This window comes from uncultured Chloroflexus sp., from assembly GCF_938091255.1.
GTDB lineage: Bacteria > Chloroflexota > Chloroflexia > Chloroflexales > Chloroflexaceae > Chloroflexus.
In genome coordinates, this window is record NZ_CALLJH010000039.1 from 15,592 (window position 1) to 27,718 (window position 12,127).

At 59.4% G+C, this 12,127-nt stretch carries 7 protein-coding genes; 6 read left to right on the top strand and 1 reads right to left on the bottom strand.

What is annotated here, in order from left to right:
- The first annotated feature begins 36 nt into the window (after window positions 1-36).
- Genes Q1A00_RS13455 through Q1A00_RS13475 form a run of 5 tightly spaced genes read left to right on the top strand, consistent with a single transcriptional unit; the run spans window position 37 to window position 7,137 of the window.
- Window positions 37-720, top strand: a complete 684-nt coding sequence (locus Q1A00_RS13455) for an ATP-binding protein (RefSeq protein ID WP_366144847.1) — start codon at window positions 37-39, stop codon at window positions 718-720.
- Window positions 721-760: 40 nt separating this feature from the next.
- Window positions 761-1,690: an ornithine carbamoyltransferase gene (argF, locus tag Q1A00_RS13460; protein WP_298402519.1), complete on the top strand. Its 930-nt coding sequence runs from the start codon at window positions 761-763 to the stop codon at window positions 1,688-1,690.
- 25 nt (window positions 1,691-1,715) lie between these two features.
- Window positions 1,716-4,985 (top strand): tetratricopeptide repeat protein, encoded by a 3,270-nt coding sequence (locus tag Q1A00_RS13465; RefSeq protein WP_298402517.1) that lies wholly within the window; start codon window positions 1,716-1,718, stop codon window positions 4,983-4,985.
- A gap of 2 nt (window positions 4,986-4,987) precedes the next feature.
- Window positions 4,988-5,818: a diadenylate cyclase CdaA gene (gene cdaA, locus Q1A00_RS13470; protein WP_298482775.1), complete on the top strand. Its 831-nt coding sequence runs from the start codon at window positions 4,988-4,990 to the stop codon at window positions 5,816-5,818.
- Window positions 5,815-7,137 (top strand): CdaR family protein, encoded by a 1,323-nt coding sequence (locus tag Q1A00_RS13475; RefSeq protein ID WP_298402513.1) that lies wholly within the window; start codon window positions 5,815-5,817, stop codon window positions 7,135-7,137. Before cdaA ends, Q1A00_RS13475 begins: the two co-directional genes overlap by 4 nt.
- A 107-nt stretch (window positions 7,138-7,244) precedes the next feature.
- Here the strand turns inward: Q1A00_RS13475 and gyrA are convergent, their stop codons facing one another.
- Window positions 7,245-9,719 carry a DNA gyrase subunit A gene (gene gyrA / locus Q1A00_RS13480; RefSeq protein ID WP_298402511.1) on the bottom strand — a complete coding sequence of 825 codons (2,475 nt, stop codon included), beginning with the start codon at window positions 9,717-9,719 and terminating at the stop codon, window positions 7,245-7,247.
- A gap of 160 nt (window positions 9,720-9,879) precedes the next feature.
- Between gyrA and Q1A00_RS13485 the strand changes: the two genes are divergently transcribed.
- Window positions 9,880-11,964 carry a thioredoxin domain-containing protein gene (locus Q1A00_RS13485; protein WP_298402509.1) on the top strand — a complete coding sequence of 695 codons (2,085 nt, stop codon included), beginning with the start codon at window positions 9,880-9,882 and terminating at the stop codon, window positions 11,962-11,964.
- Window positions 11,965-12,127: the final 163 nt, after the last annotated feature.

Below are 12,127 nucleotides of genomic sequence, written 5' to 3' on the forward strand. Positions count from 1 at the left end.
CCGATCTGTCGCGGGGCTGGTTATTATACCCTCGATGTGCCGTATGGCGATCCTAACTTCGGCGTGCTCATCACCTGCCGTTGCAAGCAGGCCGAGAAGGAGCGCCGCCGGTTTGAAGAGCTGGAGCGGCTCTCGAATCTAACCCCGTTGCGCGACAAAACCTTTGCAACGTTTGATCGCACCGTACCCGGCGTGCAGCGGGCCTTTACCCGCGCCTACGAATATGCGCAGAATCCGCAGGGCTGGCTGGTTTTGTTTGGCGGCTATGGCTGCGGCAAGACCCACCTCGCGGCGGCAATTGCCAACGAGGCGCTTGATCGCCATACACAGGTACTTTTTACCGTCGTACCCGACCTGCTCGATCATCTCCGTTCGACCTTCGGCCCCAACTCGGAAACGGCCTACGATGAACGTTTCGAGCTGGTGCGCGATGTGCCACTGTTGATCCTCGACGATCTGGGAACAGAAAACACAACGCCGTGGGCGCGGGAAAAACTTTACCAGATCATGAACCATCGGTATAATTATGCTCTACCGACGGTGATCACCAGCAATCGTGACCCGAAGGACATTGATCCGCGCATCCTCTCCCGAATGTTTGACGCGGCCATCTGCCGCGAGCGGATCTTGATCGAGGCTGGTGATTATCGTCGCCTGAGCCTTGAACAACGGTATCATCCGCGCCGGCGACGGAGTGACCATTCCCGTTCGCAACGGTAACGCTTGGCGCACGATCGAGGAGAACAGAAAGCATCGCACCATGACCCTACGCCATTTTCTTTCGGCAGCCGACCTCAGCCGTGCCGAAGCTGAAGCCCTGCTCGATCGGGCGGCGGCCCTCAAGGCAGCATGGCGCGCCGGCATTACCGATGATCGGCCCTTGTTAGGCCAGACGTTGGCGCTCGTCTTCGAGAAACCCTCGTTGCGCACGCGGGTGGCGTTTGAGGCAGGCATGACCCAGCTCGGTGGCCATCCTTCCTATCTCTCGGCCAACGATATCGATATGGGCGGGCGCGAGAGCGTGCCCGACGTCGCCCGTAACCTCAGCCGTTGGGTAGCAGTGATTGCGGCCCGGGTCTTCAAGCACGCCACGGTGGAAACCCTTGCCCGCTACGCAACCGTACCGGTGATTAACGCCCTTTCCGACCGTGAACACCCCTGCCAAGCGCTAGCCGATATGCTGACCCTCCGCGAGCGGTTTGGCCGCCTGCAAGGGCTGACGCTGGCCTACGTCGGCGACGGAAATAACGTCTGCCATTCGTTGATGTTATTAGGGGCGACGTTGGGGGTCAATGTGCGGGTGGGTTGCCCGCTCGATTACCGCCCGGCGCCTGATATCACCGAACTGGCCGAGCAGTTGGCCCGCGAGCACGACGCCACGTTGACCATTACCACCTCACCGGTAGAGGCGGTGAGCGGTGCTGATGCAGTGTATACTGATGTATGGGCCTCGATGGGCCAAGAGCACGAAGCGGCCCGCCGCCGGCCGGTCTTTACGCCGTATCAAGTGAATGCGGCGTTAATGGCCCATGCCGCGCCGCATGCGCTGTCGATGCACTGTTTGCCGGCACACCGTGGTGAAGAGGTGACGGCTGAGGTGATCGAGGGGCCGCAATCAGTCGTGTTTGAGCAGGCGGAAAACCGTCTCCACGTGCAGAAGGCGCTGATCCTGCTGTTGTTGGGGAAGTAGCGCCGGTAGAAGTGGAAAGAGCGCTATGGCAGGCAACCGGGCAATCTTCGATCGGGCGATGGAACAGTGCCGTGAGGCATCGACGCAAGGGCGTTGGGAAGACGCGCTGCGCGCGGCGGTACGGGCATTGCAAGAGTTTCCGCAAGATGTGGAGGCGCGCACTGCCGCCGCAGTCGCTCTGTTCCAGACCAACCGGCTGGATAAGGCGCTCCAAGCCTTTGGCGATCTACACGAGGCCGATCCGAACAATGCGTTTTATATCAACTACATTGCCCAGTGTTACCGCCGGCAGGGTGAGACTGCGGCTGCTGTCGAGGCGTACAGCGTACTAGCCGATCTGCACAGCGCGCAGCGGCGCACGCTGCAAGCTGCTGAAGCGTTGCGCGAATTGCTCGCGTTGCAGCCAGAACTTGACGATCAACGTCGCCGGTTAGCCCAACTCTACGAAGATATTGGCGCCATGGCCGAAGCCGCCGAGACTCATCTCGAATTAGCGCAACGTCTCATTGCTCAGAACGATCCCGGCGCTGCGTTGCAAGAAGTTGAATGGGCGTTGCGCCTTGTGCCGAACCATCGTATCGCGCGTGAATTGGCGGCGCGCCTGCGCGAGCAACTCGGCGGGCAGACTGGGGCGCCGCCCATTCGTGGAACTAGTAGTTTGCGACCTTCTCATCCTACCGGGATGTTGCGCGGTTCGGCTACGCAACCCGAACAGTTCGTGGCCGAGGCGATCGCTTGCCAGCAAGCCGGCGATGAAGAACGGGCCGTTGCACTCTATGAGCAAGCACTGCAGGCCGGTCTCGAACGGGCCGATGTGCTCTATTCGCTTGGCTTGCTCTACCAAGCCCGCGGTGACCTAAAAGCGGCTGTAGGTGTGCTAACCCGTGCAGCCGGCGATCCAGAGTATGCCCTTTCAGCCCACTTTGCTTTGGGTCAGGTTTATCAAGCGCTCGGCCAGTTGCCGCAGGCAGCGCAGGAATTTGAAACCACTATTAGCCTTGTCGATCTAGAAACGATCGGGAAGGCTGAGGTTGATGACCTGATCGCGATGTACGAGAGTGCGGCCACTATTTACGAGCAGATTGGCGATTTGGCCCGCGCTTCAATCCTCTACGGCACCTTGGCCGACTTTTTGGTCAGCAAGCGATGGGGACGCGATCGGGCCGCTGAATTCAAAAACCGGGCCAAAGAACTGGCCGATCGCAATATGTTCGCTAAGCTGCGCACGATCGGCACTGGCGTCTTACAACCTCAGCCACCGCCACCCCCGCCTGAACCGCCGTTAATTGATGCTGAGAGCGAGCGGTGGGGGAAAATTCGGCCCATCACCGATTTCCTCCGGTCGGCGAAGAAGGCAGAGGATGAATCGGCGCCGCCGAGCGTTGTCGCAACCCCTGAACAGTTACCGATCATCGAGCGCCTGAGCGTGCCGGCAGCGCTGCCGAAACCGGAATTTCCACCGCCAACCCCCCTCGATCCAACCGGTCTTGATGAAGTCACGGCTGGATGGCTGGAACTCAGCGGCACCTACCTCGAACAGGGTTTGCTGGATGCCGCGCTCGACGCCTGTATGGAAGTGATCCATCACAATGTCGAGTACCTGCCGATCCATCTCCGCATGGGCGAAATCTACGAGCGGCAGGGCCGGCCTGAAGAGGCACTGGCGAAGTACCAGTTGTTGATCGAGACGTATCGGGTGCGAGGTGAGGCGGAAAAAGCGATTGATGTCTACTTCCGTTTTATCGAGTTGTCGCCCGATACAGTCAATGCGCGCTCGAAGCTGGCCGAATTGTTGAAACAGACTGGGCGCGTCGATGAGGCGGTGACCCAATTGTTGCAAGTTGCCAACACCTACTTCCGCCTTGGTCAAACCAATAAGGCGCTCGAGGAGTTTCGTCGCTTGCTGCAATGGGCGCCCAAACATCGCGAGGTGCATGCCCAATATGGCTTGGCTTTGCTCAAGCTCGAGCGGTTTGAAGCGGCGCTCGATGAGTTCCGGCAGGCGCTTGAGCTAGGTTCACCAGATGATCCGGTGACCTTGGCCCGGCTGAACATTACACTGGCCTTGATGGGCGAACAACCGGCCGTGATCTGGGATTCGTTGGCGACCGTGCTGGCCCAGTTGCGCCAGCGCCCGAGCGAATTTACCGCTGTGCAAGCCGAGTATCGCGCAGCTTTGTTGATCGTCGATCGGGCCTTGCTGCACTATATGCTGGCGATTATCCAGCAACAGCATGAGCAGCACCATCTAGCGCTGATGGAATTGGAACAAGCTCAGATTTTGCTGACGAGCGAGCCTGACCCAATCTTGCCGCTGGCGTTGGTCTATCGCGCGGCAGCCGATAGCTACATTGCTCTGGGCCAAGCCGAGGCGGCGCTTGATCAGTTACGGCGAGGGCAAGCTGTTGCCGCACAAACGACGCCTGAACCGTCGCTCCGCCATCCCTTTGCCATTCCGCCCTCACGCGGTGATCTTGTGCGCCGGATGGCTGAAGCCTACGCGATGAGCGAGGATTTGGCCGGCGCCGAACAAGCATTGCTCGAAGCCAAAAAGCTGTTGCCATATGATCGGGCGATCTATACCAAACTAGCTAACGTCTATTTCCGGCAAGGGAAATTGGCTGAAGCGTTGGCCCAGCTTGATGAACTCGCAACCTACTACGAAGAGCATCAACAGCTCGATCGAGCAATTGAAGCCCTTGAATCGGCGGTGCAACTTGCCCCGAACCATATCGGGATGAGCAGCCGGCTAGCTCGTATGCAATTGCGGCGCGGCTACCTCGACCAAGGCTTGGAAGGATTGGTGCGAGTCAGCGAGTTGCAAAAGCGCGCTGGCCAGTTGAAAGATGCGGTAACCTCGTTGCAGGAAGTGGCGCAGACCTATTGGATGCTGAATAATCACGAGCGTGCTCGCGAGATATACGATCGGATCGTGCAGATTGCGCCTAACGATATTGATGCGCGCCAATGGTTAGCCTTGATGCATACGTTGGCGCGCCGCACCAAAGAGGCGATTAAAGAGAAGAAGCAAATTGCCCGCATTTTTGCCCAACAGCGTGATTACGACAACGCGATCGCTGAATTGCACCAGATTATCGGCCTCGACCAGCAAGATCTGGATGCCTACTATATGCTGTATGAGATGCTCATGCGGCGTGAAGAGTACGGGCAGGCGGTCCAGCTTTGCCGGCGGATGCTTAAGATGCCGGGAGTCGAAACCGAACGGGTAGAAGCACTGTTGATCGCCGCCAATCGTATGCTTGAGCAACGGAAGCCGGCGCCGCCACAGAGTTGATGATGGTAGAGCTTGAGCGTCTCTGGGCGCGGCTGAATCCGCTCACCTCGCCCTTTACGCTAATCGACATCCTGATCGTTGCGGCCTTTTTCTATTGGCTGCTCGGCATTGTGCGCGGCACCCGTGCCGTGCAGTTGCTGCGCGGTGTCGGTATTTTGTTGGCGATTGCCTTCCTCATGCCGTCGATTGCGAGCGATCGCCTGACGTTGCTGAATTGGCTAGTGGTCAACGTGATTTCACCAGCCTTGATTGTGGCCATTCCCGTGCTCTTTCAGCCAGAATTGCGGCGCGCGCTCGAAAGTCTTGGCCGTTCGAGCGATCTGTTTGGCCGGCCATTTGGCGGCGCTAACCGCTCGGAATTGCTCGAAACGATTACGGTCATTAGCCGCGCCGCTGCCCAACTCTCACAGCAGGGGGTCGGGGCGTTGATGGTGATTGAGCGGCGTACCCAGTTGCAGGAGTTTGCTGATCGTGGGGTCATCCTCGATTCGCGGATTTCAGTGCCGCTGCTGCTAAATATTTTCTACCCCAATTCGCCCCTCCACGATATGGCGGTGATCATTCGCGGCAATCGCATTTTGGCTGCGAATGTGGTATTGCCGCTCAGTGAAGATATCTCCGGGCCGCGCCGCTATGGCACGCGCCATCGCGCCGCCAAAGGAATTACTGAACAATCCGACGCGCTAGCAGTGGTGGTCTCAGAAGAAACCGGCGCGATTTCTCTGGTCAGTGATGGCCGGTTGGTGAGCTATCTAACCGAAGCGCGACTGCGGACGATGCTGGCCGATCTGATGCAGGTGCCGCTAGAATCGGAAGCGAAGAGGGCGGCATGAACGGAGTGCGCTCGATTGTCTTACGGATGTTGTTGGCCATTGGCCTGAGTTTTGCCCTCTGGTCCTTTGTCTCGTTCAGCGAGAACCCAGAAGAGACAGCCCGATTTGAGGATCTCACGCTGCAAATTGTCGGTCTGGCCGATCATTTGATCATCGTTGACGCCAATGGTCTGCCCACAACAACCTTTCCCTCGATTGATGTCACTCTGCGCACCGACCGCCGCCAACGCTCGGAATTACGCCCAGTGGATATTCGGGTGGTGGCCGATCTGAGCGGCCTTGGCCCCGGTGATCATCTGGTGCCGATCAATGTCCAGCCGACGCGCAGCAATCTCTCGTTTAGCGTTCCTGCTGGCGGTGTGGAACCAACGGCGATTAGCGTGCGGCTGGAACCGGTTGAAACGGTGATGGCACCGATTAATCTGGAAATCTTTGGCTCGCCGCCCTTTAGTTTCGAACGGGGTACGCCAGAATTGCGCTACAATGGCGAACCCATTAGCATGGTGACGATCAGCGGCCCCCAGAGCCGGGTGCAGCGAGTCGTGGCAGTGCGCACGGTAGCGAATATCGCCCAATTGCGCGCTACGTATATCGCGCCTCTCAGTCTTACCCCGATTGATGCCAACAATCAACCGGTTGAGGGCGTGCAGGTGCGGCCAGCCTCGATTACTGTCATCATTCCGATCAATCCGGTGGTCGGTTTGCGCTTAGTTCCGGTATCGCCGATCGTGATTGGTTCCCCAGCGCCGGGTTTTGCTGTGACCGGGATTGAGGTGAAACCACCGCTGATTACGCTGACCGGCAGTTCTGGCCCGCTCGATGCCATTAGCTTGTTGCAAACCGAAGCTATTGATATTAGTGATGCCCGCGAGACGTTGGTGCGGATTGTACCGCTCATTATTCCGACTGGTACATCGCCGGCGCAGGGTGAGCCGGATGCAGTGCAAGTGACGATCAAGATTGATCCCATCCCGTTGCCGTTTCAGGCGCGGTTGCCGGTGGAAGTAATCTTTACCGGTTTGAATCGCGATTTGCAGGCTTCGGTGCGGCCCAATGTGGTTGAGATGACCTTTGCTGGCACGAGTGCGCAGCTCAGTGCGCTTGCTTCAGCGCCGCTGGTGGTGCAGCTCGACCTTAGTACCCTTGGCCCGGGTATCTATCAGTTTGCGGTACGCCCCGCCTTGCCGAGTGGAGTGAGCATTGTTGGCGACCCACCTGAAGTTACGGTGACAATTGTACCGGTTCCCACGCCGACCCCTACCCCTGAACCAGAACCGTCGCCGGAAGTTGAGCCGACGCCGACTCCGGATACAGGATAATGGGTAGCAAGTAACAGGATGCGATGATAGTGTGGCGTAGAAGCAACAATACGGGCGGGTCGCAAACCCGCCCGTACAGCTTGTTGGGGCAACATGCTCGCTACGGGTTAGCCCATTGGGTCGATAAGTGTCGGTGCGGCGCCGTTGCCATTGCCGTTCTCGTCGGGATCTTCGACCGAGAGGGCGGCAACGCGATCTCCAGCGGCGACGTTCACCACCGTAACGCCTTGGGTGGCCCGGCCCAAGCGCGAGATCTCGCTGGCGCTGGTGCGCATCACCATGCCACTGTTGGTGATGAAGGTCAGCAGCGAATGTTCACGCACTACAGCCGCTGCGGCCACCTCATCCTGCTCGTTGCGCAGTTTGATCGTGATTACACCGCCGGTCGCTCTCCCCTTGACCGGATACTCGCTCAGGGCAGTGCGCTTGCCGATGCCGCGAGCGGTGACGACTAGCAAATCGGATCCCTCCTCAGCCAAGTCCATACTCACCACCCGGTCGCCCTCAGCGAGATTGATGCCGATCACGCCGGTTGCCGGGCGGCCCATCGGGCGCACCTCGCTCTGCTCGAAACGCAACGTTTGACCACGCGCCGTAGTAAGCAAAATGTCTTCGTGGCCGTTGCTAACCCGCACCCAGCCAAGCACATCGCCCTCTTCCAACCCGATTGCGATCAGGCCGTTCGAGCGCACTTGGCTATACTCGCGCAGTTGGGTGCGCTTGATCTTACCGCGCACCGTCGCCATCACCAGATACTCGGCATCGAACTCGCGCACAGCTAGCATCGAAGTCACCTGTTCACCCGGTTCGAGCGACACAAGGTTAACCAGTGGCAGGCCTTTGGCTGTACGCGAGCTGTCGGGCACTTCGTGGGCCTTGAGTTGGTAGACCTTGCCGCGGTCGGTGAAGAAGAGCAGATTATCGAGCGAATTGCAGGTCAATAAGTGGCGGACGATATCCTGCTCACGGGTGAGCATACCCTTGATGCCGCGCCCACCGCGACGCTGGGTGCGGTAAGCGTCGGGCAATTGGCGCTTGATGTAGCCGCGGTCGGTGAGGGTAATCATCACCCGCACATCGGGAATCAGATCCTCGTCGCTAACCTCGCCGGTGACATCGGGAATGATGCGGGTGCGGCGCGGATCACCGTACTTCTCTTTCAGACGGGCAAGGTCTTCTTGGATCAGATGCAGTACCTTGCGCGGATTGGCCAAAATATCTTCGAGTTCGGCGATCAGCTTGATCACCTCGCGGTACTCGTCCTCGATCTTCTTGCGCTCGAGTGCAGCCAGCCGGCGCAGTTGCAGATCGAGAATCGCCTGCGCCTGCCGCTCAGTGAGCGAGAAGTTGCGGATCAAGTTGTTGCGCGCACTCTCGGCGGTGCGCGAGTCGCGGATGGTCTGGATTACCGCATCGAGGTTATCGAGTGCGATTTTCAAGCCTTCGAGGATATGGGCACGTTCGCGCGCACGAGCCAGATCAAACTCAGTGCGGCGACGGATGACCTCTTGGCGGTGGTTGATATACTCTTGCAGTAGTCGCTTGAGGGTCAAGACGCGCGGTTGGCGGCCATGCTCGACCAGCGCCAGCATATTGATGCCGAAGGTGGTCTGCATCTGGGTATGCTTATAGAGCGCATTAAGCACCTTCTTGGGCTGTGCGTCTTGCTTGAGCAAGATCACCAGCCGCATGCCGTTGCGATCACTCTCGTCGCGCACATCACGGATGCCCTCGATCTTGCGGTCTTTAACCAACTCGGCGATGCGTTCTTGCAGGCGGGCCTTATTCACCTGATACGGCAGCTCGGTGACGACGATCATAAACGCGCCGCGGCCCGCCTCTTCGATGTGGGTCTTGGCCCGCAAAGTGATCTGGCCGCGACCGGTGCTGTAGGCAGCCAAGATGCCTTCGGTGCCCAAAATCAACCCAGCGGTGGGAAAATCGGGGCCGGGAATGATCTGCATCAACTCTTCGACCGTCGCTTCCGGGTTGTCGATCAGATAGCCGATCGCGTCGCACAGCTCACCGAGATTGTGGGGCGGGATGTTGGTGGCCATGCCGACCGCGATGCCGGAAGCGCCGTTGAGCAGCAGGTTGGGCAAGATGGCGGGCAGCACGACCGGCTCGCGGTAGCTGCCGTCGAAATTGTCGCGGAAATCGACCGTATCTTTCTCAATTTCGCTGAGCAACTCTTCGGCAATAGGGGCGAGACGGGCTTCGGTGTAACGCATCGCCGCCGGCGGATCGCCGTCAATTGAGCCGAAGTTGCCTTGGCCGTCGATGAGCGGGTAGCGCATGCTCCACGGCTGCGCCATACGGGCTAGCGCATCGTAGACCGCGCTGTCGCCGTGCGGATGCATTTTACCGAGCACGTCGCCAACAATACGGGCACTCTTCTTATAGGGTTGGTTGCTGCGGAAGCCCATATCCCACATCCCATACAGGATGCGCCGCTGCACCGGTTTGAGACCGTCGCGCGCGTCAGGTAAGGCACGCGAAACGATCACGCTCATCGCGTAACTGAGGTAGGCCGTCCGCATCTCGTTGGTGATGTTGACAGGCCGGACGATGCCGATTTCCATTGGTTGCTCCGTTAGTCGGTTTTAGCGCATTATGATGCGATGTTTGCCATCTAGTATTATACCCGATCCGAGGTGTTTTGTCGAATGTTTCCGAAAATATGTTCTACCCGTAACGAATGTGCTACAATTCAGACAGTGCATACTATCGAAAGGAGCAACGATGAACGCTGATGCACGTCCGCTCAATCGGTTGGCTCACGAGGCTAGCCCGTATTTACAACAACACGCCGATAACCCAGTCGATTGGTATCCGTGGGGCGAAGAGGCGCTCGAACGCGCCCGGCGTGAGGATAAGCCGCTGCTGGTGAGCATTGGTTATGCCGCGTGCCACTGGTGCCACGTGATGGCCCACGAGAGCTTTGCCGATCCAGAGGTGGCGGCGATCCAGAACGAACATTTCATCAATATCAAGGTCGATCGCGAAGAGCGACCCGACCTCGATAGCATCTATATGGCGGCGGCGCAGGCTTTGACCGGCAGAGGCGGCTGGCCGCTCAATGTTTTCTGTTTGCCCGACGGCACGCCGTTTTATGCCGGCACTTACTTCCCACCCGACACCAAAGCGGCCCGTTACCGCATGCCGAGTTGGCGGCAGGTATTGCTCTCGATTGCCGAGGCGTACCGCACCCGCCGCGCCGACGTCACCGCTTCCGCTCACGAGTTGCTTGATCATATCAAGCGGCTGGCCCAGCCCTTGCCCGAAACTGCTTCAGTAGACGGGGCGCTCGTAATGGCGGCCGCCGAGAAGATTGGGCGCGAGTTTGATCCGCAGTACGGCGGGTTTGGCGATGCGCCAAAGTTCCCGCAGCCGCTGGTGCTGGAGTTTTTGCTGCGCGCCCATCTGCGCGGCGATGTGCAGGCTTTGCCGATGCTCCACCAGACTCTCGAACAGATGGCGCGCGGCGGGATGTATGATCAGGTCGGGGGCGGCTTCCACCGCTATAGCGTTGATGCGCGCTGGCTGGTGCCCCATTTCGAGAAGATGCTCTACGACAACGCGCTACTGGCCGAAGTCTACCATCTGGCGGCGCTGGTCACCGGCGATCCCTTTTTGGCCCGTATCGCCGATGAGACCTTCGCCTACATGCTGCGCGATCTGCGCCACCCTGACGGCGCATTCTTCAGCAGTGAAGACGCCGATAGCTTGCCGGTGCCCGGCGCGGCCCACGCCGAAGAGGGCGCATTTTACGTCTGGACGCCGGATGAGTTGCGGTTGGCGCTCGGCGATGATGCGACGCTGGTCAGCGCGTATTATGGGGTGACGCGGCAGGGCAATTTTGAGGGTAAGTCGATTTTGTACGTGCCGCGCCCGCCAGCGGCGGTGGCGGCGATGCTCGGTGTGCCGGTCGAGCGGATCGAGGCGACCGTGGCGCGCGCCCGCCCCATCCTGCGCGCCTTCCGCGAACAACGCCCCCGCCCCTTCCGCGATGAGAAGATCATTACGGCGTGGAATGCCATGGCGATCCGGGCGTTGGCGACGGCCAGCGCGCGGGTGCCAGAGTACTTGCCCGCTGCGCAGCAGTGCGCCGACTTTGTGCTGACCAATCTGCGTCGAGCTGATGGCCGGCTGTTGCGCAGTTGGAAAGACGGCCGGCCCGGCCCGGCCGGTTTTCTCGATGATTACGCGCTGCTGTGCGATGCGCTGATCGAACTGCACGCCGCAAGCGGCGAGCCGAACTATCTGGCGACGGCGGTCGAGCTGGCCAACGCCATGCTCGATTTGTTCTGGGATGCGCCAGCGTGGATGTTCTTCGATACCGGCAGCGACCAACCGGCTTTGGTGACGCGCCCGCGTGATCTGAGCGACAACGCTGTCCCGTCGGGGTCGGCGGCGGCGGCGATGGCCTTGCTACGGCTATACGCCATCACCGGGCGCGAAATCTACGCCACGCGGGCCGAACAGGTCTTGCAACAAGTTGCACCAATGCTGAGCCGCTTCCCGCTCGGTTTTGGCCGCATGTTGTGCGCCGCCGATCTAGCGATCGGCCCGATCCGCGAACTGGCGATTATCGGACCACCTGATCATCCGGCCACGCAGGCATTGGTAGCCGAGGCACGAGCGGCGTATCGGCCTCGGCTGGTCATCGCTCGCGCCGAACCCGGTGATCCCGTTGCCGCGCTAAGCCCTTTGTTTGCCGATCGCGGTATGGTTGATGGCCAACCTACTGCCTACTTGTGTGAGCAGTTCACCTGCTTGTTGCCCGTCACCACGCCAGAAGCGTTGCGTGCCCAGTTGAATGGGTAACATGTGAAGGCGCAGGGGGGCAAAGGCGCGAAGGGATGAACAAACGCCAAGGGATGGACAAACGCAAAGGGATGTTTGGGGATGGAGTAGGAAGGGGTGTGGGGATGCCTTTTGGAGGTGTTAGTACAGATAAGCAATTGTTGCGACTTTGCATGTAGAATAC